The 25,167-nt window shown below is 65.4% G+C and carries 25 protein-coding genes and 1 pseudogene; 13 read left to right on the top strand and 13 right to left on the bottom strand.

What is annotated here, in order from left to right; all coding sequences use genetic code 11:
* The first annotated feature begins 1 nt into the window (after position 1).
* The 4 genes from CYJ10_RS17740 (at position 2) to CYJ10_RS17725 (ending at position 4,075) form a co-directional block, all read left to right on the top strand.
* The gene (locus CYJ10_RS17740) at positions 2 to 784 is read left to right on the top strand and encodes an SDR family NAD(P)-dependent oxidoreductase (RefSeq protein WP_101682957.1); all 783 of its coding nucleotides are present in this window, start codon (positions 2 to 4) and stop codon (positions 782 to 784) included.
* 76 nt (positions 785 to 860) lie between these two features.
* A complete protein-coding gene (locus CYJ10_RS17735) occupies positions 861 to 1,847 on the top strand; it encodes a Bug family tripartite tricarboxylate transporter substrate binding protein (protein WP_101682798.1) in 987 nt (328 codons plus the stop codon).
* A 199-nt stretch (positions 1,848 to 2,046) separates the two neighbouring features.
* Entirely contained in the window at positions 2,047 to 3,003 is a 957-nt protein-coding gene (locus tag CYJ10_RS17730; protein WP_101682797.1) for a Dyp-type peroxidase, read from the top strand.
* A gap of 196 nt (positions 3,004 to 3,199) precedes the next feature.
* The gene (locus CYJ10_RS17725) at positions 3,200 to 4,075 is read left to right on the top strand and encodes a LysR family transcriptional regulator (RefSeq protein ID WP_101682796.1); all 876 of its coding nucleotides are present in this window, start codon (positions 3,200 to 3,202) and stop codon (positions 4,073 to 4,075) included.
* 38 nt (positions 4,076 to 4,113) lie between these two features.
* On the opposite strand, the gene CYJ10_RS17720 is transcribed toward CYJ10_RS17725, so the two are convergent.
* The 5 genes from CYJ10_RS17720 to CYJ10_RS34180 form a co-directional block, all read right to left on the bottom strand.
* The gene (locus CYJ10_RS17720) at positions 4,114 to 5,109 is read right to left on the bottom strand and encodes an NAD(P)H-quinone oxidoreductase (RefSeq protein ID WP_101682795.1); all 996 of its coding nucleotides are present in this window, start codon (positions 5,107 to 5,109) and stop codon (positions 4,114 to 4,116) included.
* 160 nt (positions 5,110 to 5,269) lie between these two features.
* Positions 5,270 to 6,268, bottom strand: coding sequence for an MBL fold metallo-hydrolase (locus CYJ10_RS17715; protein WP_101682794.1), 999 nt, complete (start codon positions 6,266 to 6,268; stop codon positions 5,270 to 5,272).
* Positions 6,269 to 6,552: 284 nt separating this feature from the next.
* On the bottom strand, positions 6,553 to 7,956 hold the full coding sequence (gene dbpA / locus CYJ10_RS17710; RefSeq protein WP_101682793.1) for an ATP-dependent RNA helicase DbpA: 1,404 nt from the start codon (positions 7,954 to 7,956) through the stop codon (positions 6,553 to 6,555).
* Positions 7,957 to 8,160: 204 nt separating this feature from the next.
* Positions 8,161 to 8,382, bottom strand: coding sequence for a hypothetical protein (locus tag CYJ10_RS17705; protein ID WP_101682792.1), 222 nt, complete (start codon positions 8,380 to 8,382; stop codon positions 8,161 to 8,163).
* A gap of 424 nt (positions 8,383 to 8,806) precedes the next feature.
* Positions 8,807 to 8,974, bottom strand: coding sequence for a hypothetical protein (locus tag CYJ10_RS34180; protein ID WP_180862969.1), 168 nt, complete (start codon positions 8,972 to 8,974; stop codon positions 8,807 to 8,809).
* A gap of 130 nt (positions 8,975 to 9,104) precedes the next feature.
* Here CYJ10_RS34180 and CYJ10_RS17700 point away from each other — a divergent pair, with 130 nt between their 5' ends.
* Together CYJ10_RS17700 and CYJ10_RS17695 are read left to right on the top strand one after the other, a co-directional pair.
* Positions 9,105 to 9,386: a hypothetical protein gene (locus CYJ10_RS17700; RefSeq protein WP_101682791.1), complete on the top strand. Its 282-nt coding sequence runs from the start codon at positions 9,105 to 9,107 to the stop codon at positions 9,384 to 9,386.
* Positions 9,387 to 9,644: 258 nt separating this feature from the next.
* Positions 9,645 to 11,153, top strand: coding sequence for a patatin-like phospholipase family protein (locus tag CYJ10_RS17695; protein ID WP_101682790.1), 1,509 nt, complete (start codon positions 9,645 to 9,647; stop codon positions 11,151 to 11,153).
* Here CYJ10_RS17695 and CYJ10_RS17690 read toward each other — a convergent pair.
* A pseudogene (locus CYJ10_RS17690) lies at positions 11,131 to 11,433 on the bottom strand (DapH/DapD/GlmU-related protein); the annotation flags it as partial. The gene CYJ10_RS17695 and the pseudogene CYJ10_RS17690 sit on opposite strands and share 23 nt — an antisense overlap.
* Before the next feature lie 207 nt (positions 11,434 to 11,640).
* On the opposite strand from CYJ10_RS17690, the gene CYJ10_RS17685 reads away from it, so the two are divergent.
* Together CYJ10_RS17685 and CYJ10_RS17680 are read left to right on the top strand one after the other, a co-directional pair.
* The gene (locus tag CYJ10_RS17685) at positions 11,641 to 12,081 is read left to right on the top strand and encodes a hypothetical protein (protein ID WP_146002071.1); all 441 of its coding nucleotides are present in this window, start codon (positions 11,641 to 11,643) and stop codon (positions 12,079 to 12,081) included.
* A gap of 189 nt (positions 12,082 to 12,270) precedes the next feature.
* Positions 12,271 to 13,764, top strand: a complete 1,494-nt coding sequence (locus tag CYJ10_RS17680) for a methyl-accepting chemotaxis protein (protein WP_101682788.1) — start codon at positions 12,271 to 12,273, stop codon at positions 13,762 to 13,764.
* A gap of 55 nt (positions 13,765 to 13,819) precedes the next feature.
* On the opposite strand, the gene CYJ10_RS17675 is transcribed toward CYJ10_RS17680, so the two are convergent.
* Positions 13,820 to 14,323: a hypothetical protein gene (locus tag CYJ10_RS17675; RefSeq protein ID WP_257993397.1), complete on the bottom strand. Its 504-nt coding sequence runs from the start codon at positions 14,321 to 14,323 to the stop codon at positions 13,820 to 13,822.
* Between the two features lie 274 nt (positions 14,324 to 14,597).
* Here CYJ10_RS17675 and CYJ10_RS17670 point away from each other — a divergent pair, with 274 nt between their 5' ends.
* Positions 14,598 to 14,783, top strand: a complete 186-nt coding sequence (locus CYJ10_RS17670) for a hypothetical protein (protein WP_101682787.1) — start codon at positions 14,598 to 14,600, stop codon at positions 14,781 to 14,783.
* A 136-nt stretch (positions 14,784 to 14,919) separates the two neighbouring features.
* Here the strand turns inward: CYJ10_RS17670 and CYJ10_RS17665 are convergent, their stop codons facing one another.
* The 3 genes from CYJ10_RS17665 to CYJ10_RS17655 form a co-directional block, all read right to left on the bottom strand.
* A complete protein-coding gene (locus CYJ10_RS17665) occupies positions 14,920 to 15,297 on the bottom strand; it encodes a DUF427 domain-containing protein (RefSeq protein ID WP_101682786.1) in 378 nt (125 codons plus the stop codon).
* Between the two features lie 300 nt (positions 15,298 to 15,597).
* Entirely contained in the window at positions 15,598 to 16,287 is a 690-nt protein-coding gene (locus CYJ10_RS17660) for a GntR family transcriptional regulator (protein ID WP_101682955.1), read from the bottom strand.
* Positions 16,288 to 16,350: 63 nt separating this feature from the next.
* Entirely contained in the window at positions 16,351 to 16,890 is a 540-nt protein-coding gene (locus CYJ10_RS17655) for an Lrp/AsnC family transcriptional regulator (protein ID WP_101682785.1), read from the bottom strand.
* A gap of 143 nt (positions 16,891 to 17,033) precedes the next feature.
* Between CYJ10_RS17655 and CYJ10_RS17650 the strand changes: the two genes are divergently transcribed.
* Positions 17,034 to 18,050, top strand: coding sequence for a 1-aminocyclopropane-1-carboxylate deaminase (locus tag CYJ10_RS17650; RefSeq protein ID WP_101682784.1), 1,017 nt, complete (start codon positions 17,034 to 17,036; stop codon positions 18,048 to 18,050).
* 10 nt (positions 18,051 to 18,060) lie between these two features.
* Here the strand turns inward: CYJ10_RS17650 and CYJ10_RS17645 are convergent, their stop codons facing one another.
* Positions 18,061 to 18,987: a LysR family transcriptional regulator gene (locus CYJ10_RS17645; RefSeq protein WP_101682783.1), complete on the bottom strand. Its 927-nt coding sequence runs from the start codon at positions 18,985 to 18,987 to the stop codon at positions 18,061 to 18,063.
* Positions 18,988 to 19,067: 80 nt separating this feature from the next.
* Between CYJ10_RS17645 and CYJ10_RS17640 the strand changes: the two genes are divergently transcribed.
* Positions 19,068 to 20,300, top strand: a complete 1,233-nt coding sequence (locus CYJ10_RS17640; RefSeq protein ID WP_257993396.1) for a pyridoxal-phosphate dependent enzyme — start codon at positions 19,068 to 19,070, stop codon at positions 20,298 to 20,300.
* A 19-nt stretch (positions 20,301 to 20,319) separates the two neighbouring features.
* Positions 20,320 to 21,294 carry a tripartite tricarboxylate transporter substrate binding protein gene (locus CYJ10_RS17635; RefSeq protein ID WP_101682782.1) on the top strand — a complete coding sequence of 325 codons (975 nt, stop codon included), beginning with the start codon at positions 20,320 to 20,322 and terminating at the stop codon, positions 21,292 to 21,294.
* A gap of 66 nt (positions 21,295 to 21,360) precedes the next feature.
* On the opposite strand, the gene CYJ10_RS17630 is transcribed toward CYJ10_RS17635, so the two are convergent.
* Entirely contained in the window at positions 21,361 to 22,056 is a 696-nt protein-coding gene (locus CYJ10_RS17630; protein WP_101682781.1) for a GntR family transcriptional regulator, read from the bottom strand.
* 104 nt (positions 22,057 to 22,160) lie between these two features.
* The gene (locus CYJ10_RS17625) at positions 22,161 to 23,945 is read right to left on the bottom strand and encodes an IlvD/Edd family dehydratase (protein WP_101682780.1); all 1,785 of its coding nucleotides are present in this window, start codon (positions 23,943 to 23,945) and stop codon (positions 22,161 to 22,163) included.
* A 226-nt stretch (positions 23,946 to 24,171) separates the two neighbouring features.
* Here CYJ10_RS17625 and CYJ10_RS17620 point away from each other — a divergent pair, with 226 nt between their 5' ends.
* The gene (locus tag CYJ10_RS17620; RefSeq protein WP_101682779.1) at positions 24,172 to 25,143 is read left to right on the top strand and encodes a Bug family tripartite tricarboxylate transporter substrate binding protein; all 972 of its coding nucleotides are present in this window, start codon (positions 24,172 to 24,174) and stop codon (positions 25,141 to 25,143) included.
* Positions 25,144 to 25,167 lie beyond the last annotated feature (24 nt).

The raw sequence follows: 25,167 nt of genomic DNA, 5'->3' as shown, positions 1-25,167 counted from the left end.
CATGGGCGCGCGTGCCGGCCTGCAGGGCCCACTCGATTTCGGCGGCAAGGTGGTGCTGGTGACGGGCGCCACCGGCGGCCTGGGGGCTGCCATCTGCCACGCGTTCGCGGGGGCGGGCGCTCAGGTGGTGGCTGGGTATCACCGGTCCAGCGAGGCGGCCGTGGCGTTGACGCGCGAGCTTCCGGCGCCGGGCCAGGGCGATCACGTCGCCGTGGCGCTGCCGGTGACGGACAGCGATGCCCTCCGGCGCGGCGCGGCGGAGGTGGCCGAAGCATTCGGGCGCGTGGACGTACTGGTCAATTGCGCCGGCACCACGCGATACGTTCGGCACGATGACCTCGATGCGCTCGACGACGCGCTGATCGACACCGTGCTGGCCACCAACGTGCGCGGCCCGATCGCCATGGTGCGGGCCTTCCGGCCGCTGCTGGAGGCGGCGGAAGGGGCGGCCATCATCAATATCTCGTCGGTGGCGGCGCGCACGGCCATGGGCAGCAACATCGCCTATTGCGCATCGAAGGCGGCGCTGGACAACCTGACCGCGTCGCTGGCCCGTGCGCTGGCGCCACGTATCCGCGTGGTGTCGGTATCGCCCGGCCTGGTCGACACCGACTTCGTGCGCGCGATGGACCCGGCGTGGCGGGAAATGCAGGCCCGGCTCACGCCGCTGGGACGGCTGGCCGATCCCGCCGAAGTGGCCACTGCCGTCTTGGCGGCGGCAGGCGCGATGCCGTTCACCACTGGGGTGGCCATTCCCGTCGACGGCGGCAGGCCGCTGTATTGAAGGTGATGCAAGAAGGTGCTGTATCGAAGGGGAAACCGCTTGCGAGCCCCTTGCGACAATAAACTGGAGACGAAACATGAAATCCGCATACCGCCGCACGCTATGCGCCGCCCTGGCGCTTGCCGGGCTGTCGCTGGCCGTGGTCGCACCGGTCAGGGCCGACACCTGGCCGACCAAGCCGATCAAGTACGTGGTGCCGTTCTCGCCCGGCGGCGTGTCGGACGCCACCGCCCGCATCGTGGCCGAAGGCCTGTCGCAGCGTCTGGGACAGCCGGTGGTCATCGACAACAAGCCTGGGGTGTCGGGCATCCTCGGCACCCAGTTCGTGGCGCGTGCCGATCCCGATGGCTACACGATCATGGGCGGCACGATCACCACGCACGCGGTCAATCCGTTCTTCTACAAGAAGCTTGGCTATGACCCGGTCAAGGACTTTGTCGCGGTGAACCTGGTGGGCACGGTCAGCAACGTGCTGGTCGTGTCGAATGACAGCCCGTACAAGTCGGTGGACCAGATCGTCGCCGCGCTGAAGGCCAAGCCGGGTTCGCTGACATTCGGCACGGCCGGCCCCGGTAGTTCGCAGCAGTTGTCGGGCCAGTTGTTCCAGAGCATCACCGGCACGCAGTTGCAGCAGATCTCGTACAAGGGGGGTGCGGCGGCGATGACCGACCTGATCGGCGGCCAGATCGATCTCGTGTTCGAGACCGTGGCCGCTGCCAAGCCAATGCTTGACGGCAAGCGCGTACGGGCCATCGGCGTCACGTCCAGGCATGCGCTGTCGGGCCTGCCCGGTGTGCAACCGCTGGCGGACCAGGGCCTGAAGGGCTTCGAGATGCAGTCCTGGCAGGGCATCTTCGCGCCGGCCGGCACGCCGAAGCCGATTGTCGACCGGCTTGCCAGCGAGATTGCCGCGGTCGTGGCCACGCCGGCCGTGCAGCAGCGCCTGCGGGCGCTGGGCGTGGAGCCGGAAGGCAAGACATCCGCGGCCTTCAGCACGTTCCAGCGCTCGGAGGTATCGAAGTGGGGCAAGATCATCCAGGCCGCGGGGGTGGTGCCGGAATGATCGTGGCCGTCAGCGCGCCATCGGGGGGTGGCCGCTGACGTGCTGCCATGGCGGATATTGTGCGCAAGGCGGTGGCCGCCTATTATCCCGAGGCCGACGTCCTGATTCGCCGACCCATGGGATGGGTCACTTGAGCGGCAATCTGGCGAACCATCGGGACCACTCATTGGGCCAACCACCGTCAAGCGACTGGAAGAACATGGATAACACCCCCATTCCGCAGGCTGTATACAGCCCCATCACGCGCAGCGCGATCTTTATCGTGGCCACCATTTCCGACGGCGACGCGCACGCCGACACGGTCAGGTCGATATGCGGCGACATCGCCGCGCTGGTGCGATCCGTTGGCAAGCGCGTGCCGGCGGGCAACCTGTCCTGCGTCTGCGGCTTTGCTTCGGATGCCTGGGACAGGCTGTTCGGGGCGCCGCGCCCGTCGTCGCTGCATCCATTCCGCGAGTTCGAGGCCGGCAACCGCCGCGCCATGGCGACCCCGGGTGAACTGCTCCTGCATATCCGCGCCGACCAGATGGACCTGTGCTTTGAACTGGCCACGCAACTGATGCGGCGTCTGGGGTCGGCGGTAACGGTGGTCGATGAAGTGCAGGGGTTCCGGTACTTCGACATGCGCAGCATGGTGGGGTTTGTCGACGGCACCGAGAATCCGGAGGGCGACGACAAGGTTCGCTTCACGATCGTCGGCGACGAAGACGCGCCGTTCGCGGGCGGCAGCTATGTGCTCGTGCAGAAATACCTGCACAACATGGATGCGTGGAACGACCTGACGGTGGAGGCCCAGGAGCGCATCATCGGCCGGACCAAGCTCGACGACATCGAACTGGACGATGCGGTCAAGCCGACCTGCTCGCACAGTACGCTGACGACGCTTGAGCAGGACGGCGAAGAGGTCAAGATCCTGCGTGACAACATGCCCTTCGGCCAGCCCGGCAAGGGCGAGTTCGGCACGTACTTCATTGGCTACGCCCGCTCGCCGGCCCCGATCGAGCAGATGCTCGAGAACATGATCGTCGGCAAGCCACCAGGCAACTACGACCGGCTGCTGGACTTCAGCCAGGCGGTGACAGGCGGCCTGTTCTTCGTGCCATCGGCCCCGTTGCTGGAGGCACTGGCCGAACGCGAGCCGGCCAAGGCTGACTGACCGGCCGACAGCCGGGCAAAAAAACGCCCGCTTGGGGAAGCGGGCGCAATCGGAGGGAGGATGGGCCTCAAATCGAGGCCAGTCCATGGTAAGCAAATCGTGCCCGCCGATGCATTGCACATTGGTATGGCTTTGCCTATCCGTTGGATGAAGGGACAATATCTGTCATCCGATTCTTCATGGGTGTGGCACCGAAGTGAACTGGGACGATACGCGAATCTTTCTGGCCCTCCAGCGCGAGGGCACGCTGCGGCGTGCGGCCCGGGTGGCCGGCGTCGACCAGGCCACGGTAGGTCGACGGCTGGCGGCGCTGGAGCATGCCCTGGGCGCCACGCTGTTCCTGCGCACATCCGACGGCTATGTGCTCACGCCTGCCGGCGAGAACGCCTTGCGGTCGGCCGAGAAGATGGAGGCGTTCGCCAACGATCTGGTCAGGCAGGCGCAGGGCACCGACAGCCGGCTGGCCGGCGAGGTCAAGGTCACCACGACCGATTCGCTGGCGCTGGAGTTTGTGATCCCGGCGATTGCGCGGCTCCACGCCGATCATCCGGACGTGCGGGTGATGCTCAATACGTCCACGCAGATACTGAACCTGGCGCGGCGCGAGGCCGACATCGCCATCCGCAACATGAAACCGGACAACCCCGATCTGGTCGCACGCCGTCTGGCGCGCTGGCCGGTGGGCCTGTACGCGTCCGGCGCCTACCTTGCCCAACGCGGCGAGCCCGATCCCGAAGGCGGTTTCGCCGGTCATGACCTGGTGATGTACCAACCGCACCTGACCAGCCATGCCGCGCCGACGCTGGTGGGGGAGCCGATCGGTGCCGGGCGGCTGGTGGCGGCGGTGAACTCCAGCCTGATGCTCCGCGCCACGATCCGCATGGGAACGGCCATCGGCGAGGTGCCTGTGCCCATGGCCGAGCGCGATGGGCTGGTGCGGATCTGGCCCGAGCGAGAACGGGCCCGCCGCTACGAGGTCTGGCTGGTCACACACCAGGACTTGCGGCACACCGCGCGTGTCCGGGCAATGATCGACACGATCGCCGCGTCCTTTCAGGACCTCGATACCTGACATCCGCCGCGCGCGGGCTGGCGGAGCCGCCAACTGGCTCAGGCGCGGGGAGGTTCCACGGCCAGGACGATCTTGCCGATGCTCTGGTTCGACTCCATCCGGCGGTGAGCGTCGGCAGCCTGGCCCAGCGGGAAGACGCTGTCGATCACCGGTTTCAGGCCCGCAGCCGTGAAGCGCGGCAGCCAATGCTCGCGGAAGCGGCGGGTCATCGCGTGCTTTTCGGCCTGGGTGCGCGATTTCATCACCGTGCCGATGATCTTCAGATGGCCGTACAGGATGCGCTCCAGCGGCAGGTTCGCGCCGGCACCGCCGCCGAGGATGCCCACCTGGATCAGCCGGCCGCCATTGGCCAGCGCGTGGATGTTGCGCTCGAAATAGGGGGCGCCCACGAAGTCGACAATGACATCTACGCCCCGGTCGTCCGTGGCTGCCTTCACGGCGGTCAGGAAGTCCTGCTCGCGGTAGTCGATCAGGACATTCGCGCCGAGTTCGCGCAGCGGCGCCAGCTTGCTGCCACTGGCTGTGACAAATACCTCGGCGCCGGACGCGGCGGCCAACTGCACGGCGGCGGAGCCCACGCCGCTGGCCGCGGCATGGATCAGCACGCGTTCGCCGGCGCGCAGGCCGGCAAGGTGGAACAGCGCCTCGTGGGCGGTCTCGAAGACTTCGGGGATCGCCGCCGCTTCGATCCAGGACAGCCCGTCCGGGATCGGCATGGCCATGCGATGGTCAATGCGAGCCAGTTCCGCGTACCCGCCACCACCAACGATGCCCATCACCCGGTCGCCGGCTTTGAAGCCATGTGCCTGGTCGCCCACGGCCACCACTTCGCCGGCGATCTCCAGGCCCATGACGTCGGAGTCGCCAAAGCTGGCGCGGCCGTATGCGCCTTGCCGCTGGTTGATGTCGGCGCGGTTCACGCCTGCGGCGTGGTTGCGCACCAGCAGGTCGTGGGGTCGCAGCACCGGCTCGGCCACGTCTGCCAGTTGCAGGGCGTCGGCATCGCCGAACGATGGGATGGTGATCGCTTTCATTCGCACTCCATTTGAAGCTTGCGCAACGGGTGGTGCCCGGCAGGCAAGCGGTGAATGGCGGCGAGTATAGGGTCCGTCGGCCCGGGCCGAAGCGTGAAGTTTTCCCACGCAGCGATGCATTTTTGCATCGCCTCGGGCCGGGCTGGCGGGGCCGATACCGTCAATGGCTGTCAGGCTTGCCCGGTTCGGCTTCGTAGTTCACCGGTACCCACTCGAAGCGGCCGCCCTGCTGGCGCAAGTGCCCCAGGCCCGGGAACGCGATATGGGCGGCGGCGACCACCGTACGGTCCCGGACGACCTGGCCGAAAACCGAATGGCGCGAGCGGCGCGCGCTGGCTGCATCGCTGTCGTACTTGACCGTGGTGTCGGGCTTGCGAAGCTGCAGCGCTGCGACATGGACCAGGTCGCCCCAGACGATCATCGTCTGGCCCTGGCTCTTGACGACGTACGACACGTGCCCCGGCGTATGGCCGGGCGTACGCATGGTGGTGATGCCGGGTGCCAGTTCCACATCGGCCTCGAACGGCGCGAAGCGATGGGCTGCCTGGTACGGTGCGGCGGCCGCGCCGGCGGCATCGAAGAACGTGGCCAGGAACGCGGGCGCCTTCGCCTTGTTGGCGGCAGTCAGCCAATAGTCGGCCTCTGCCTTGCTGACCCGCAGCACGGCATTCGGAAACAGTGGCTTTCCGTGGGCGCTGACGCCGCCGATGTGGTCCTTGTGCATGTGGGTGAGCAGCACCTGGTCCACCTGCTCCGGCTGATAGCCCGCCGCGCGAAGGTTCTCGATCAGATGGCCGCAGCACGGACCGTAGAGGTCGCCGGCACCCGCATCGACCAGTAGCAGCTGGCTGCCCGTGTTGATCAGAAAGGCATTGATCGAGCCCTGCACCGGTGGCGTCAGGAAGTCGCGGGCCAGGTCGGCCCGGATCTCTGCGCCGGACATGCCCTCCACGACGGTATCGACCGGAAACGCGTGCGTGCCGTCAAGCAGCGCCGTCACCTCGACATCGCCCACCATGATCCGGTAGAAGCCCGGGCCCTGCGTTTGCACCTGGGGTGCCGCCGCAGCTGCCACGGAAGGAAGCGTTGCCGCAGCGAATGTCGCGCCGAAGGCCATGGCGGAAAGCAGCGGGATGAGGGATTTGCGAATCGTGCGCATCGATCGAATCGGGGGTAAGCAGCGTTTGGGGGAAGGGCAGGCAACGGCCGCCCCGGCCGTGGTGCCACTACTACCGGATGCTAGAAAGCGCCCACGCGCGCAGCAATTGGCGGGTGGTCGGGGAGGACTCAGACCAAGGTAGGGGTCGACAATCGATGGGTCAATGCACAACGCATCGAGGTGTCTGGCGGGCAGGGTATCTAGGCACGCATGCGAGGAGGGCCTATCGCCCGTGAGAACGCCAGCGGCAGCCGGATCGTTCCCCCGTACCGACCGCCCCGCAGTTACCGCTGATCGGTCGTCAGCATTCTCACTTTGACCTTGCGGCCCTTCACCTTGCCTTCGTTCAGCCGCTTCATCGCCTCGCGGCCAATGGTGCGGTCGACGGCGATATAGGTCGACATCTCCAGCACATTGATCTTGCCGACCTGTTCCTTCGTGAAGCCGGCTTCGCCGGTCAGCGCGCCAAGGATATCGCCGGGCCGGATCTTTTCCTTGCGCCCGCCCAGCATCTGCAGGGTGACCATCGGCGGCAGCAGTCGCGTGCCGCCCGCCGGCGTCAGTTCGCTCAGCGCGTGCCACTCGAACTCGCCGCCCTGATGCTGTTCGATGTTGCCTACGCGACCCATTTCGTCGAGGCTGACCAGGCTGAAGGCCGAGCCCGCTTCGCCAGCACGGCCGGTGCGGCCGACGCGGTGGACATGGATTTCGGGGTCGGGCGTGACGTCGACGTTGATCACGGCTTCCAGTTGCGCAATGTCGAGCCCGCGCGCGGCCACGTCGGTGGCCACAAGCACCGAGCAGCTTCGGTTGGTGAACTGCACCAGCACCTGATCGCGCTCGCGCTGGTCAAGGTCGCCATGCAGCGCCAGCGCGGCATAGCCTTGCGCGTTCAGCAGGTCGACCAGATCGCGACAACGCGCCTTCGTGTTGCAGAAAGCGAGCGAGGTGGCCGGGCGGAAATGGTCGAGCAACAGGCCGACGGCATTGAGGCGGGCGTTTTCCTCCACCTCGTAGAAGCGCTGGCTGATGGTGGCGGCGTCGTGCGCCTGCTCAACCTTCACCGTCTTCGGCTGACGCAGGAAGCGATGGGCGAGCTTGTCGATGGCCTCCGGATAGGTGGCCGAGAACAGCAGCGTCTGCCGATCCTTCGGTGCATGGCTGGCAATGAAGGAGATGTCGTCATGGAAGCCCATGTCGAGCATGCGGTCGGCTTCATCGAGCACCAGCGTATTGATCGTGTCGAGATTCAGGCCGCCGCGATCGAGGTGATCGATGATGCGGCCGGGCGTGCCGACAACCACGTGCGCACCATGCACCAGGCTTTCCACCTGTGGCCGGATCGGCGAGCCGCCGCTGAGCGTCAGCACCTTGACGTTGTCCTCGGCACGGGCGAGCCGCCGGATTTCCTGCGTGACCTGATCGGCCAGTTCGCGCGTGGGGCATAGCACCAGCGCCTGAACGTCAAACGGGCGCGGATCGAGGCGATGCAGCAGCGCGAGGGCGAATGCCGCGGTCTTGCCGCTGCCGGTGCGTGCCTGGGCGATCAGGTCGTGGCCAGCCAGCGCGAGCGGCAGGCTGGCCGCCTGGATCGGCGTCATGGCGTCGTAACCGAGCTGGGTGAGGGTAGCCTGCATGGCCGCGGACAGCGGCAGCGTGGCGAATGGGGTAGGGGCGGAAGAAGTCATGCCGGATTATAGACGCGCGGCCGCGTCGTGCCCGCCTGGCGGCCGCCCTGCCCATGGATGCCATGTGCCATGGACCCCGGACGCTGATCGAGGCCGGAGCGCTCGACGGACAGCCCCTACGCGGCTGCCAGGGCCGTGCGTGCGCCTGGCCGGCCGGTTGGGTGCGTCATTTCCCGGGCACCAGGACGGCGATAGCGCAGCGACCTAGGACTGCTCGGGCAAGCCGTTATCCGGCAACCTGTCCACGCGCATTCGTGCGTTCTCGATGGCGGCCTCCAGGGCCGATCCCTTGCTCGCATGAAAAATTCCATGTGCGCTATAGGACGCTTGTTCATCGATGGTGTAAGTCCAGCACCATTTGCCAAATACGTGCTCGACGGCCTTCGCAACGATGTGGTGTCCTCGATAGAACAGACTTTTGTCCATGATCGCTCCTGCCCGGTGCGCCGGGATCCTACCCGCGTGCACCCATTTGCAAGTCCCCCACCTGCAAGTCCCCCCACCTCGACGGCGTACGCGGCAATCTTCATGTCGCCGCAGGGCATCGCCTGTGAGCGAAGTCGCGGGCCGTCACCAGACGCCGCGCAACAACCATGCCTAAGCTGCAACGCCAAAAATGGCCGAAAAGTCGAAGACGAACGATCGGCATGAGCCGAAAATCGACGGCAAGCCAGCGGAACACCCCATGCCCGCCGAGAATCTACAACGTCTCCACGCGCGACTTGCATTGCGCGGCCGTACCAGATCACGTATGCCGCACGCCGGCCAATTCTTCTCCCGCTGAATCCGGTGGCGGGGGCTCAGGTACGTTCCATGCAGAACAACGCCTGACGGCTTCCAACGATGCCGTTCATATCGTCTCCTCTCCTTTCGCCCGCGTACGCGCGGGCTTTTTCTTTGACACGCCGGCGATTTTCTCAATGTGGTCGCATCCCTGTCCGAAATGCTGGCCTTCCCAAATCGCAAGTTGCTGAGTGATGACGTAATTTTTAGATCGGGGAGAAATGATTGCCAGCATTTGGGACATACCTCGAGGGGTTGCACGATGACGTTGTCCGACAGGAAAGCCGCGCTTCCGTTGAAGACGCGTCGCGGTTCGCGGGCGCCGCTGTTGTCTGACGCGTTCATTGGGGCTGGAGGGCCTTGAAATGTTCGCCGATCGTCCGCGGTTCCTGAGCGATGTCGCGCTGGACGTGACGCTATATCGCGGATCGCGCCGCGCGCTGCTGGTGCGTACCGGGCTGGCACTGGAAAGCCTGCCGCCGCATGTCCTGACCTGGTTGGGCGGTATCGAATCCTCGGAAACGTCGAGATTCTCCGAAACGACGTCGATGATTGGCATCTCTGCCCCGGCAGTCATGTACGACCTGCTGATCCATGGCTTCTTCCTGATTGATGAACCCTCCGCCGCCGAAGCGGGCCGCAAATAGCGGCAAAACAAGGATGGCACGCGGGGCGAGCGCGAGTTTGTCCGGATAGAAAAGGAATCGGACATTTACCCGCGGATGCCATTTGAATCGTTGAACTCGCAAAAATATAAACGCGAATAGATCGCGCTGGCGCGTCGTGCGGCGATTTCGTCATTTTCCCGTCGCGTTTCTACAGACCCGGTTTTCGACCTATGCTGTACTGTCGTACACATTTGAACAAGACAGCCGGCCGTAGCACAGCGCCGAGGCGGGGGATCCATGAGACGCTCGTTGCCGTTTGCATGGTTGTTACTTGCGCTGCTGGTCGTGCTAGGCGGGTGCGCCAGCCGCCCCGTCAATCCCCCGATTGCCAAGGCGGACCCCGATAGCGGCTATCGGTTCTTTACGCGTCCCCAATACTCAAGCGATAACGAAAACCTGGTCATTCTCGCTTTCTCGGGTGGCGGAACGCGGGCAGCGGCATTCTCGTACGGCGTCCTAGAGTTTCTACGGAATACCGAAGTTGTTGGACCGAAGGGCAACCAGTCTCGCTTGCTCGATCATGTCAGTGTCATCACGGGGGTGTCGGGCGGAAGTTTTACGGCGCTCGCGTATGGTCTCTACGGCGAGAAGCTTTTTGAGGACTACGAACAGCGTTTCCTCAAGCGCGATGTGCAAGGCACGATTACCTGGCGCACGATCAATCCCGTGTATTGGCCTGCGCTGTGGTCGAGCACCTGGGGGCGCTCGGAACTTGCCGCCGACTTATATGACGAGATTCTCTTCGACGGCGCCACGTTCGGTGACCTCAACAAGGGAAATGGCCCCCTTGTTATCGCGTCCGCGACGGATATCTCTACGGGGGCGCGCTTTCCCTTCACGCAAGCCACGTTCGACGTGCTCTGCTCGGATCTGAGCGCGCTACGGCTGTCCCGTGCGGCGGCCGCGTCGTCGGCCGTGCCCGTGGTACTGACGCCTGTCACCTTTAACAACTACGGTGGCACCTGCGATTTTTCGCTACCCCCGTGGTTCAAGCCGTTCCTCGAAGGTGGCGATCCGCCCCGGCCCGCCGCGCGCGCGACCCGTCACCTGCGTGAAGAGGCCGAAATCGGCGACGGTGTGAACCGGCCCTTTATCCATGTCGTGGACGGGGGCGTGTCGGACAACCTCGGGATGCGCAGCGTACTGGACTCGCTCGAGGTCATGGAATCTCTGCATCTGATTGGTCTTCCGTCGCCGCTTGACCATACCCGCACCATCGTCGTCTTTGTCGTCAATTCGCTGTCCGTGCCCAAGACCGCATGGGACAAATCGGAATCGCCGCCGGGAACCATAGAGGTGCTGCTCAAAGCGACGGGCGTGCCGATCGACCATTACTCCTACGAGGCGACGGAATTGCTCAAGGATACGCAGGCACGGTGGCGTGCCATGCGCCAGGTCCGGGCGTCTGCGGCATTTGCCGCGAACAAGGACGCGTCGGTGGCGACAGCATTGCGCACGCCAGATGCAACGATCTATGCCATCGACGTGTCGTTCGACCAGTTGGCGGACAAGGCGGAGGTGGCTTATCTCAACGAGTTGCCGACATCGTTTTCTCTGCCTGCCGAGGCCGTTGACCGGCTTCGGGCCGCCGCAGGCAAGATCATCCTGGAATCTCCGGATTTTCAGCGACTGTTGAAGGATGTCGGTGCCAGAATCGTGGTCGATACCAGGCGGACGGAAGCGACACCGATAGCGCCTGCCGACAACAGTTTGAAATATTCCCCTAATCGGCAATCGTCCGAATGACTCTCGCCGGATTTCCTCCTACGAGGGTATTGGGGGGGACGTCCCGGGTGACTACCGAACCCGCAGCGACAACCGAATTCTCGCCGACGGTGACGCCGCCGATAATGGTGGCGCCGACTGCGATCCAGACGTTTCTCTCGATCACAATCGGATTGACGACGACGCCATCGCGGCGCCGGGAGGGCTCGATGGGATGGCCGGACGTAATAAGGCTCACGTTCGGCCCGATCATGACATCGTCGGCGATGTCGAGCCCACCCAGGTCGTAGAACGTGCAATTAACCACGCCAAATTTGGCCGGTATGCGCATATGGCCGGCATTGGCGCGCGTGATGGTCGTTGTTAGATTGAAGGCATCCCGGCAGCAAAGCACCAAGGCCATATCGCTCACGTCCTTCCCGTCGACCGATCTGACGCTGCAAGAGGCTATGGGCAGGGAGGGCTGGTGAGGCGCAGCCATGCCAGGTCGCAACTATCGGAGGCGGATGTGGACAAAATCATCAGGAAAATCGGAAAAGCTTGGACGGACAAGATGCGCCAGAGCGCCGCGCACGCCGAACGCCAAGGGAAACTGTCCAGTTTCGTGAACCTTGCCACGTCATCATTCGCGGGCCTCCTTGAGGGGCTGGCCGGAAGGCCCCGTGTCGTGGCCCGTAGCCTGTCCACTGGATCGCGCTATCTCGGCTGGAACTCACCCGAAGCGCAATGGCTGCGGCATGCCAGTCTCCTGGCCCAGGGCTCCGGCTTGCTATTGGTCGTCGCGCCCCTTGTCGCCACCGCGATAGATGTCTACGTCCGTACGAGAGCCCGTCGATTCGCGCGTGCGAGTATCGCGCGGGCGCGTCAGATCAGAATTGCGTTGCGCGAGGTGATGAGAAACGCTGGTTTCACCCGCGAGCATCAGGAGAGGCCAGACTCGAAGCGTTGATATGCTGGGCAAGGGATGAATGTCTTGCCGACCGGGTCTGGCGGCACGAGCCTGCAAACGCCGAAGGCATGCTGCCGCCGACAAGCCATGTTGATCCCTCAAGCTTTGGGGCTCCGTTTCCGTTAAATGTTCAATGCGTACCGGCGCCCTGCGTGTGGTGTGCGAGCTTGAACGTCGAAGGAACGAGACATGTTGTTGAATCGTATGCAGTCCGCTGAAGCCAGCGTCGTGGGCCAACCGCTGACATCCAGGCAGGCCGCATTGAGCGGTATTGCCCGTTGGGCTGACATGGTGATGCTTCTCACCCTGCTTTGCTCGGCGGCGGCAGCCATTGCCATTGGCGTGCACTATTACGCGCCGATGCTCGCGTTGACGGTCGCTGTGCTGCTGGTGGCAGCCGGTGCCGCGATTTTCGCCGTGGCACGCGGCACACGGCTAAGCGGCTTGGTGCTGACCACGGCAAACGTAGGCATGGTCGTGTTGCATATCCAGTTGTCGCACGGCACAACCGAATTCCACTTTGGCGTGTTCGTGCTGTTGGGCCTCTTGCTCGTGTATCGCGATTGGCGGCCGCTGGTTTTTGCGGCGACCCTGTTCGCAGTCCACCATATCCTGTTCGACCGCTTGCAGGCGCTGAATTTTCCGTTCTTCTGCACCTCGTCGGCAGACTTTGCGCGCGTGCTGCTGCACGCTGTGTACGTGGTAGTGCAGACGGGCATCGAGATCGTGCTGGCGCTGCAATTGAGGCGTGCCGCCGTGGAAGGCGCCGAGCTGTCGGCGCTTGTGGCGCAGGTGGATAGCGGCGAGCGGATCTGTCTGGATGTGGCGCACGTTGCGGTAAGCGTTCCCACGGCAGTGGCATTGCAGGCGGCTATCACGCGTATGGCTGGGGCGATGTCCGAGGTGCGCACGGCAGCGATGGCGGTTGAAGACGCAGCGTCGGAAATCGCCAGCGGCAGTATCGACCTGAGCGAGCGTACCGAGCGCCAGGCCTGGGACGTGCAGCAAACTGCCACGTCGATGCAGCAGATCCAGGCAGCAGTGCAGAGTGCCGCGCAAACTGCTGGCGAGGCGAACGCGCTGGCTGGCGAGACATCCGATGCGGTCAACGAAGGTGGCGAGGCGGTTGGGCGCGTCGTGCAGACGATGGACGGCATTTCGGCCTCTGCCGACCGTATCGCGGAGATCACGAGCCTGATCGACAGCATTGCTTTGCAGACCCACATCCTGTCGCTCAACGCGTCGGTGGAGGCGGCCAGGTCTGGCGAAGCCGGTCGCGGCTTCTCGGTTGTGGCTACCGAGGTTCAGCTGCTGGCCCATCGGACGTCGACGGCGGCGCGCCAGATTCGCGAGTTGATTGGCGAAAGCAGCGCCTGCGTGGAGCAGGGCCGGCAGCAGGTAGCCGCCGCGCATGGTGGCATGACGCATATCGTGACGAAGGCACGCCGTGTCAGCGAATTGATCCGAAGGATTTCAAGTTCCACCGATCAACAGGCCCAGGGCGTTGGCCATGTCGGCGACGCGGTGGCCCAGATCGACAATACGACCCGGCAGAACGCAGCGCTGGTGGAAGAGAGCGCTGCGGCGGCCGAAAGCCTCAAGAGTCAAGCTGTGCGCCTCAACGCCGTGGTAGATCGCTTTAATCTCCAGGAAGGCTGGCAGCAAGCGAGCGCCAGCCGCTAACTTTCCCGCTACGCTGCGCGAATTCGCGGTTGTAGCCCGGAATCGGCACACCGCACTATTGCACCTTCTTGTCTTCGCGTTTCGCCTCCGCCATGGCCTCTGGCTCTAACTCCTCCGCGGACCGATTCAGGTGGACGAACAGCCCCCAGGAGGCGAGAAGCAAGGCCGTCGACGCAATCAGTGCGGCTGCATAGCGAAGCTGCGACGGGTCCTGGTGCAGCGCCTTGAATGTCGCCACGAGCCCTTCAATGGCAAGCGCGACGACGACAACCACCAGGAATCGCGACATGAAACGTCGTACCCGGGTGGGCGCGCTCACGTCTGCCTCCCGTATGACCTCTTCCTCAACGATGGTCTCGGCAATCTGCAATGCGACAACGGCGCCAGCCAGCAGTCCCAGCGCTTCGATGATGGACTGCGCGCTCGTCTGATCCCATTGACTCGCAAATACGGTCGATCCCATGCGAGCAGCAATCGCAATCAACATCAGCGCCGCGCAGGTGAAGAGAATTGCCATCAGCCCATGGATGACCGTAAAGAAGCGCACAAGGATCTTCAAGTTTGGCTCCCTGAATTGCAGGTGATTGCGATCGAACGCGGTACCGAACACCGAAAGTGCCTAAAGGCGCATATTGCGTGCTGGTAAGCCCTTGTTAGCGTAGTGCCTTTGGGCTCCGAAGGCCTGGTGTGGCATTTGGGCCACAGTTTTCCTGCCTTCTCAGGCACATATCCCGCCCCCGCATACGCACTGTTACCTAATGCTGCATTGCCGCAATCCTTCTGCTACAATTCGGGAAAACCCCATAAGGGTTATCCCTGAAAGGAAGGACGCCATGAACACCCAATCCGACATCAAGCTGACCGATCAACTGGAACGTGACCTCATCGACCGCGAACTGGGCACCCAGAGCCTGGGTTTTGCCCACGACGTGAAGCGCGTGATCGCCGCCGTGCAGCACATTGTTACCCGCCTGCAGGCGGAAGCGCGTAAGGCCAAGGTGGTCTACGCGAACGGCTGATCGGCATCGGCTGATAGAGCACAAGCGGCGCTTCCGGCGCCGCAGCATTAAAAAACCGGCCCGCCGCGCACCGAATCAAGGTGCGCGGCGGGCCGGTTTTTTGCTTTTTGTCTTCGGCTTCCGCCAAAGGGGCGTTTTATCGCTGGATGTCGATGTTGTCGACACGATCCGGGTAGAACGCGACATATCCGGCAATTTGCGCCACCGCGGCGTGCGGCTCTTCATAGGTCCAGACCGCGTTGGTGCCGCGTGGGCCGGCGGCCGCGATGCTGAAGTAGGCGGCGTCGCCCTTGTACGGGCAGTGGCTGGCGTGCGTGGTGCGGGCCAGTTGCGCCATGTCGACATCGTCGCGCGGGATGTACTGGACGGCCGGATAGGACGCTTCCTGCAGGTTCAGGGCGCGCGTGGTATCGGCAATCACGTGGCCGCCGGCCGTGACGACGACGCGCGCACGCTGCGGGGTAATGGTGATGGGATGGTCCGGGCCGGGAATCTTGACGGGCTTGTCGGTCATGATGGCTCCTTGCCGTGGGTGCTGTGGCGGAAAAAAATGAGGCGCGGCAAGGGTGCCGCGCCCGCGCCGGCCTGTCGTACGCCTGAGAGTCGTACGTGCCCGCGCCAATCATGAAAAAACCGCCACGGAGGTGACGTAAGGCTGGAAGGGAGAGAGAGCCTTCAGCCTCTGTCCACACGATAACGCGGCGTATCGTTGCGAAAAAGCGCAACGGCGGAACACACTTTTCGGGCTTTTAAAACAATGGCCCCGTCTGAGCGGGGCCATGATGGGTCAAGCGGCAAGGCAGGGTGCAAACGCTCAGGTGCTGGACTGTTCCTCGATCCACAGCGACAGCCGTACCTTGTAAGCCTGCTGGATATGGCGGCGGGTGATCAGTTCGGCCTGCTCTGGATTGCGGGCTTCCAGGGCCTCGACCAGTGCCATGTGCTCCTCGTACGACCCACGGGCCCGCCCCGGCACGGCCAGCGTGGACCGGCCCAGCAGCGCCATCGATTCGTGCAGCGACCGCAGGGTCTTGAGCAGATAGCGGTTGTGCGCGCAGCGGTGCAAGGTTTCGTGGAACAGGCGGTTGTTCATCGCCAGCTTGTCCGGATCCGCCGCAAACGACAGGTCGCGCTCGACGATATCGCGCAGCAGCGAAATTTCCACGTCCGTGGCATGACGTGCCGCCAGCGCGGCCGCCGTAGACTCCAGCACTTCACGCATCACGTAGAGCTCGCTGACCATGCTGGCATCGAGCCGGGTCACCATCATGCCGCGGTTTGGCTCGTTGACGACCAGGCCTTCGGATTCCAGCCGGGACAGCGCCTCGCGTACCGGCGTGCGCGACAGGCCGAGCGTTTCGGCCAGCTCGACTTCACGCAGACGGGTTCCCGGTAGCAGCTGGCCTGCCTGGATGGCGGCACGCAGTTGTTGATAGGCCCGCTCGGAACGCGGCAACGAAGCACTCTGGTCGCCGTCGGCGCCAGCCAGGTCCGTAGGAAGCATGAAAAACGTGATGTGGGTATTCAAGACATGAGAGTCTACCCGAGATCGCCGCCAGGCCTTTTGTCAAAAGGGGAACTGCGTCGTCGACAGCACCTGCTTGAGCACCATGAACGAGCGGATTTGACGCACGCCGGGCAGGTAAAGCAGCTGCTCCGCGTGCAGCCGATTGAAGCTCTCGCTGTCCCGGGTGCGCACCAGCATGAAGTAATCGAATTCGCCGGTGACCACGTGACATTCCATGCACCCCGACACTTTCTGTGCGGCTGTCTCGAACTGTGCGAAGGATTCGGGCGTGGATCGGTCGAGCACCACGCCGATCATCACCAGCATGCCCGCGTCGAGCGCCTTGGGGTCCAGCAGCGCCACGATGCCGCGGATCAGGCCCATTTCCTTGAGCCGCTCCACGCGACGCAGGCAAGCCGGCGGGCTCAGGCTCACCTTGGCCGCCAGCGCCACGTTGGAGATTGACGCATCCTGCTGCAGCGCGCGCAGGATCGCCTTGTCGGCGCGGTCCAGCGTGTCGACGTGCGCCGGGGCTGGCGCTGCCGGCGCGGCGGGTGCCCCCGGCTGCGCGGACCTGGTGCGAAATTTTGTTTCTTTCAAGGTGGATTTACCGGAAGAAATGAAAGAACGAGAGGTCTCGTGTTAAGGAATAGTGTTTCCAGGCTCCGTTCTTTGCAAGCACGTTTCGCGGCTTTTTTTCTAGGATTGAGTCCATCGCCCTCAACCACCCTGGAGCAGCCGCCATGAACCTGAAGCGTTTCCCCCGCCACGCCCTGACGTTCGGTCCCACCCCAATCCAGCCGCTGCAGCGCCTGTCCGACCATCTCGGCGGCAAGGTGGCGCTCTACGCCAAGCGCGAAGACTGCAACAGCGGCCTGGCATTTGGCGGCAACAAGACCCGCAAGCTCGAATACCTGATTCCTGATGCCCTGGCACAAGGCTGCGACACCCTGGTGTCGATCGGCGGCATCCAGTCCAACCAGACGCGCCAGGTGGCCGCCGTGGCCGCCCACCTGGGGCTGAAGTGCGTGCTGGTGCAGGAAAACTGGGTCAACTATGCCGATGCCGTCTACGACCGGGTGGGCAATATCCAGATGTCGCGCATGATGGGAGCGGACGTGCGGCTGGTGGCCGACGGCTTCGATATCGGCATCCGCAAGAGTTGGGAAGAGGCCATGGACAGCGTACGCCAGGCCGGCGGCAAGCCGTACCCGATACCCGCCGGCTGTTCGGAGCATCCGCTTGGCGGCCTCGGGTTTGTCGGGTTTGCCGAGGAAGTGCGCGCGCAGGAAGCCGAACTGGGCTTCAGGTTCGACTACATCGTCGTGTGCTCGGTCACGGGCAGCACGCAGGCCGGCATGGTGGTGGGCTTTGCGGCCGATGGCCGGGCTGACCGCGTCATCGGCATCGACGCATCGGCCAAGCCGGCGCAGACCCGCGCGCAGATCCTGCGTATCGCCAGGCATACGGCCGGGCTGGTGGAGCTGGATCGTGACATTGCCGATGGCGATGTGGTGCTCGACACGCGCTACGGCGGCCCCGAATATGGCCTGCCGTCGGAAGGCACGCTGGAGGCCATCCGCACCTGCGCGCGGTACGAAGGCGTGATGACCGACCCCGTCTACGAAGGCAAGTCGATGCACGGCATGATCGACATGGTGCGGCGGGGCGAATTCCCGGCCGGTTCGCGCGTGCTTTATGCCCACCTGGGCGGTGCGCCCGCGTTGAGCGCGTACAGCTTCCTGTTCCGCAACGGCTGAGCGGCGCGCATCAGCGCAGCAGGTCTTCCACACGCTGGCGGCACAGCCGCACAAACTGCTGTGCCGCCGTGGATTGTCCCTGGCCTGGGTGAAACGCCAGGATGGCCCGGAAATGCACCGCGCCGCCAAACGGCACGCTGCGCAGCCCCAGCGCGGTATAGGTGCGCGCCACCAGCGGGTTGGTGATGGCCAGGCCCACCCCGGCCAGCACCAGTGCGCATTGCGTGTGGCTGTATGGCGTCGTGGCGACGAACCGGGGCGTGTGGCCGTGTCCGGCGAAGGCCGATTGCAATTGGCGTTGGGCTGGGTCGGCGGCATCCAGGCCGATCAGTGGCGCATCGGCCAGGTCAGCCACGCCGATGCGGCCCCGTGCGGCAAACGGGTGCGTGGCCGGCACGATGCAGACCGCCGGCACGGCGTAGAACTCCGAGGCGGTCAGCCCGCTGGTGTCCACTTCATCGCCCATGAAGGCCAGATCGAGCTCGCGCTGCAGCAGCCGTTCGCGCAGTCCGCGCGAACTGTCCACCTCCAGCCGGCAATGGCTGCGCGGATAGCTGTGCGTGAAGTTGGCCACCGCCAGCGGCATCACGCTGGCGGCCATCGCGTGCAGGGCGCCCACGCGTAGCACGGTGTCCTCGTGCGAGCGCAGCAGGTCGATCTTGCGCTGCACGGCGTCCAGGCCCACGTAGACGCGCTCGACTTCGTCCATCAGCGCGGCCGCCTCGGCGGTCGGGACCATGCGGCCCTTGCTGCGGTCGAACAGCCTGAGCCGTGCCGATTTTTCGAGTTGCAGCACGATCTGGGTCACCGCCGGCTGGCTGATATGCAGCGCTTCGGCGGCGCGGCGCGCGGAGCCCAGCCGCATGACCATGCGGAACACCTCGATCTGCCGCGCGCTGACGGTCTGCCCGGCGGCTGCCTCGGCTGTCTTGTCCATCCTCATCCTATAAGTTTGGCTTATCAAAAACGACGGATGGCTTGCGTCGCGGCGGCGCGTCTGCCCGTAGACTCGCCGTCATGCCATTCCAGTCCGTCGCCATGCCCCACATCCATACGCCCGGCCCTGTGCCGACCGTCAATCCCGTGCTACGCGCCTTGCAATGCGTGACCTGCGGCGAGGTCTACCCGGTAGCCGACCTGCCGGAGGGTTGTCCAGCCTGCGCCGGCCAGGGTCGACCAAGCAGTCTCGAAGCGGTTTATGAAGGGGTCAACGAAGGGGTCGACGAAGCGGGAGACAATGCGCCGGCGCTAGATTTTGCACCAAAAAGCCAGGGTTATCGCTGGGGACACTGGATGCCCTATCTGGACGGCGTGACGCTGGGCGAGGGCGCCACGCCCTGCCTGTCAGTTCCGGCGCTGGCTACACTGACCGGCGTGGCGGCCGTCTGGATCAAGAACGAAGGCGCCAACCCGACCGGCTCGCACAAGGACCGCATGTCGGCCCAGGCCGTCAGCCGCGCGCTGGCGTCCGGCGCGCGCGACGTGGTGCTGGCGTCCAGCGGCAACGCGGCGGTGTCGGTGGCTGCCTACTGCGCCGCCGCCGGGCTGGCGTGCGAGGTGGCCACCTATCGAGACCTGCCTGCCGTGTTCGACGTGGCGCTGCGCCACTACGGCGCGAGGCGCGTCATTTGCGAGACCGGACATGCGCGCTGGGATCACGTGCGCCGCCGCGTACGGGAAGAGGGTGCCTTCGCGCTGACGAACTACAGCCTGCCAGCCGTCGGCAGCCCGGTGTTTGGCGTGGAAGGCTATCGCGCCGCCGCGCTCGAATGGGTGCACCAGGGCTGCCTGCCCGATCACGTGATGGTGCCCACCGCGCGGGGCGACCTGCTGTGGGGACTCTACAGCGCGCTGCGCGACCTCGTGAGGATGGGACATCTGGCCCGCGTGCCGAAGCTGTGGGCCGTCGAACCCTTTCCGCGCCTGGCCAGCGTGCTGGGCGGGGCGTCGCAGCAGGCGGATTTCGCGGGCGCGACGCAGCAGTTTTCCACGGCCGGGTCCACCGTCACTGCCCAGCAGGTGCATGCGGCCACGCGATCAGGTGGCGGCGCGATTGTCGTGGGCGATGACGCCGCGCGCGCGGGCACCGGCCATCTGGCCGCCGCCGGATTCTGGGTCGAACTCTGCGCAGGCGCCGGACTCGCCGCCGCGCAGATGCTGCGCGCCGATGGCCGCATCGATCCGTCGGAAACCGTTCTGCTCATGCTGACGGCGCGCGGCGATCGTGACCCGGCACAGATCACAAACTAGAGCCATGAAGGAGCCCCCCATGACGTTGCGTTACCTGAGCGCCATCTTTTCCGTCGGCCTGGCGGCGGTACACGTGCCGGTGGCCCATGCGGCCGGCTACCCCGACAAGCCGATCCGCCTGATCGTGCCATGGGCGGCAGGCGGCAGCACCGATGCCCTGGCGCGCGCCGTGGCGCAACGGATGAGCGAATCGATGGGCCAGCCGGTGGTGGTCGAAAACCGCGCGGGCGCCTCGGGCCGCATCGGCGCCGAAGCCGTGGCGAAGGCCGCGCCCGATGGCTATACGCTCGGTGTGATCGAACTGGCCCATACCGTCGCGCCATCGGTGTTTCGCCAGATGTCCTACGATGTGTTGCGCGATTTCACGCCGGTGTCGCTGCTTGGCGAATCGCCGCTGGTGCTGTTCGCGGACAGTGCGCGTTACCGGCCCGGCGACGTCCAGCGATTCCTGACCGATGCACGCCAGTCCGGCAAGCCGATGCAGATGGCCACGAGCGGCAACGGCACGATCAGCCATCTGGCGGCCAGGATGCTGGAGACGCAAGCGGCCATTCCCGTCGACGCCGTGCCCTATCGCGGGTCGGCCCCGGCGCTGACCGATGTTTCCGCCCAACTGGTTTCTGGCCATTTTGCGACGCTGGCCAGCGGCAGCAGCCTGCTTGGCGGCGGCAAGATCACGGCGCTGATGGTGACGGGGCCGTCGCGGATCGCCGCGCTGCCGAATGTGCCGACGTCTGCCGAGGCGAAGCTGCCGGCCTTGCAGGTGAGTCAGTGGTGGGCCCTGGTGGCCCCGGCGCGCACGCCGACGGCGGTGGTCAACCGGCTGGGCGATGAAGTCCGCGCGGCGCTGGCCAATCCGCAGACCCGGGCGCGCCTGGACAGCCAGGGTATCGACCTCAAGGCGTCCACGCCGGCGCAACTGGGCGACCGGCTGCGCAGCGAGGTGGACCGTTGGGGGCAACTGGTGAAACAGGCTGGTATCCAGCCGGAATAAGAGCCGGAATAAGAGCCGGAATAAGAGCCGGAAAAGGCGCCGGAATCAGACGCCCGGAGCCGGAAATCAGCCCCGGTACTGCTGCGCGTTCAGATAGGCATCGCGCGACGGCAGCAGGTGGCTGGCGCACAGCGCCACCAGCCCGTCGATGTCGCCGGCCTTGAGGGCCTCGATCATCTGCCAGTGTTCCTGGCGGGCGCGCTCGCGGTACTCGGCCGATACCAGCGACGCAAAGCGGATCGGATGCGTCTGCCGCGCAAATTCTGCGATGGCCTTTTGCAGTGTCTGGTTGCCGCAGAGGCTGAACAGTTCGCGGTGGAAGGCCAGGTTGACGCGGAACACCGTGCGCGCATCACCGGCGGCCACGGCCGTGTCGTGCTGCTGCTGGATGGCGATCAGCGTGTCCAGGTGCGCCGGCACGCGCTGCAGGTCGATGCGCCGGGCAGCCTCGGTCTCCAGCATGCCGCGCACCTCGTACAGCTCGGTCACTTCCTGGACCGAGAACGAGCGCACCACCGCGCCCACGTTCTTGCGGCGTTCCACCAGCCCGAGGCGGTCCAGCGCGGTCAGTGCGTCCCTGACCACGTGCCGCTTGACGCCAAACCGCTCCATCAGATCGTCCTCGACCAGCCGCTCCCGGGGGTGCAGCCGGCCAAAGACGATGTCTTCTTCGAGCGTGGCGACAATCGCGTCCAGCGGGTCGTGGGCGAGGGGGGCGGCTTCGGCGCCGGCGGCGGGGCTGCGCAAGTCGGAACTGGGCATCGGGTGAATCGCGCCGGGGCTGGGCCCCGGCACTGGGTGGCGAGTCGCAATAAAGCCGACATTCTGACCGATTTTGCCGTCCATGGCGCCTGTTCCGCCGCAGGTCACGCGCCGCTGCCCGGCACCTTGCCGCGTGTCTCGGCGGCGCGCAGGAAGTCGAAGTCCACGCCCTGGTCGGCCTGGTTGACGGTGGTGAGAAAGAGCTTGCGGTAGCCGCGGTCGGCGGTGGGCACCACCACCGGCGTTTCCTGTGCGCGGCGGGCCAGTTCGTCGTCGCTGACATGCAGCGTCAGGTCGCGGCGCGCCACCGACAGGCTGATGCGGTCGCCGTTGCGCACGTAGGCCAGCGGGCCCCCGATTGCCGATTCGGGCGTCACGTGCAGCACGATGGTGCCGAATGCCGTGCCGCTCATGCGGCCATCCGAAATGCGCACGATGTCCTTCACGCCCGCGCGGGCCAGCTTGCGCGGAATCGGGATATAGCCCGCCTCGGGCATGCCGGGCGCGCCTTTCGGGCCGATGTTCTTGAGCACCAGGATGTCGTCGGCCGTCACGTCCAGGTCGTCGCTGTCGATGCGGTTGGCCAGGTCGGCGGCGTTCTCGAACACCACGGCGCGGCCCTCGTGCTCCATCAGCTTCGGGTGGGCCGCCGACTGCTTGATGATGGCGCCGCCCGGGGCCAGGTTGCCGCGCAGCACGGCAATGCCGCCTTGCGGATAGATCGGGTTGTCGCGCGTGCGCACCACGTCTTGCTTGAACCCCGGACCGGCGCGCTCGATTTCCTCGCCCAGCGTGCGGCCGGTCACGGTCAGTGCGTCCAGGTTCAGCAGCGGCTTCAGTTCGCGCAGCAGCGTGGCCATGCCGCCCGCGTGGTGGAAGTCTTCCATGTAGTGGTCGCCGGACGGCTTCAGGTCCAGCAGCACTGGCGTGTCGCGGCCCATGTTGTCCAGCGCGGCCAAGTCGATGTCGTAGCCCAGGCGGCCCGCGATGGCGGCCAGGTGGACGATGCCGTTGGTGGAGCCGCCAATCGCCAGCAGCACGCGCATGGCGTTTTCAAAGGCGGCGGGCGTCAGGATCTTGTCGATGGTCAGGCGTTCGCGCGCAATGCGCACGGCTTCCGTGCCGGTCTGCTCGGCTACGCGGATGCGGTCGGCGGTGACCGCCGGCGGCGACGCGCCACCGGGCACCGTCATGCCCAGGGCCTCGGCGATGCAGGCCATGGTGCTGGCCGTGCCCATCACCGAGCAGGTGCCCACGCTGGCCACCAGCTGGTTGTTGACGTCGGCAATCTCTTCGGCGTCGATCTCTTCCGCACGGAACTTGCCCCAGTAGCGGCGGCAGTCGGTGCACGCACCCACGCGCTCGCTGCGGTGCGAGCCCGTCAGCATCGACCCCGTGATGAGCTGGATGGCGGGGATGCCGGCCGACGCCGCGCCCATCAACTGGGCGGGCACGGTCTTGTCGCAGCCGCCGATCAGGACCACGGCATCCATCGGCTGCGCGCGGATCATTTCCTCGGTGTCCATCGACATGAGGTTGCGCAGGTACATGCTGGTGGGCGCCGAAAAGCTCTCGTGGATCGAGATCGTCGGGAAGTCCATCGGCAGGCCGCCGGCCAGCATGATGCCGCGCTTCACGGCCTCGATGAGCTGGGGAGCATTGCCATGGCAGGGGTTGTAGGCGCTGCCCGTGTTGACGACGCCGATGACCGGGCGGTCCAGCGCGTCGTCGGTGTAGCCCGCGCCCTTGATGAATGCCTTGCGCAGGAACAGCGAAAAGCCCTGGTCCCCGTAGTTGGTCAGGCCCTTGGAGATGCCGGTAGCGGCGGCGGCGGGCGCGATGTCGTGGCGCGGGGCGGCGCCTTTGGGGTTCTGGTCGTCGTGGGACATGGTCGGATGCGGTGTGCCGGGGCGCGACGCCCCTGATTGGATATCGGACCTAAGGATAGTCGAGTCCCGTCTGATTGTCGTCGGTGCTATCACCTATATTATTAATAATGTAATTGACTAGAGTTCGGGCAGCCCCGGGTGCGTCCGTACACGGGGCGTATCCATGCATCCGAACCAGAGCAGGAGGAGACTTGTGAAGCACAAATACAGATCATGCGTCGATGGCATGAGCCGCCGGCGTGCCCTTGTGGCGGCGGTGGCCGTTGGCCTCGGCGCCGCAATGCCGGCATTCGCGCTGGCCGACTATCCCGACAAGCCGGTCAGGCTGGTGGTGCCCTATACCCCGGGCGGCGCCACCGACGTGATCGGGCGCGTGATCGGCCAGAAACTGACGGTATCGCTGGGGCAGCCGGTGGTGGTGGAAAACCGCGCGGGCGCGGCCGGCAACCTGGGCGCAGCCTATGTGGCCAAGGAAAAAGCGGACGGCTACACGCTGCTGCTCGGCGCGCTGACCAGCCATTCGATCAACAGCGTGCTGCAGCCGGCTGCGGCAGGCTTCTCGATGGACAAGAGCTTCGTGCCCGAGGCGGTGGTCGGCCGGGTGCCGCTGGTGGTGGCAGTGGGGCCGTCGTTCAAGGGCAAGACCCTGGCGGACTTCATTGCAGCCGCCAAGGCCAAGTCGGGCGGCATGAACTACGGGTCGTCGGGCAATGGCTCGCCGCAGCACCTGGCGGCCGAACTGTTCAAGCGCCAGGCTGGCGTGGAACTGGTGCACGTGCCTTACAAAGGCAGCAGCCCGGCGCTCAATGACCTGATGGGCGGGCAGGTCGACGTGATCTTCGACACGCTGCCGGCCACCCAGGCGTTCATCAAGGGCGGCAAGCTGCGCGCGCTGGCATCGGCCACGCCGCAGCGGGTGTTGCCCGATGTGCCGACGGCGGCCGAGGCGGGCCTTGCCGGCTTCGAGGTGAGTTCGATGTTCGGCGTGCTGGCACCGGCGGGCACGCCGAAGCCGGTTGTCGACAAGCTCAGCGCCGCGCTCAAGGACATCATGGAGCAGCCGGAGGTCAAATCCGCGCTGGTGGCGCAGGGCGCGATGCCGGCCTACACGACGCCGGATCAGGCCAGGGTGCAGATCCAGGCCGAGGTGACGCGCTGGTCGCGGGTCATCAAGGAATCGGGCATTCAGGCGGACTGATGCCCGATGGGCGGCCGGGCCGCC

Source organism: Cupriavidus pauculus (genome assembly GCF_002858765.1).
GTDB classification, from domain to species: Bacteria; Pseudomonadota; Gammaproteobacteria; order Burkholderiales; family Burkholderiaceae; genus Cupriavidus; species Cupriavidus pauculus_B.
The sequence above is the reverse complement of the archived record's forward strand: the minus strand, read 5'-3'. Positions and strand labels throughout refer to the sequence as shown.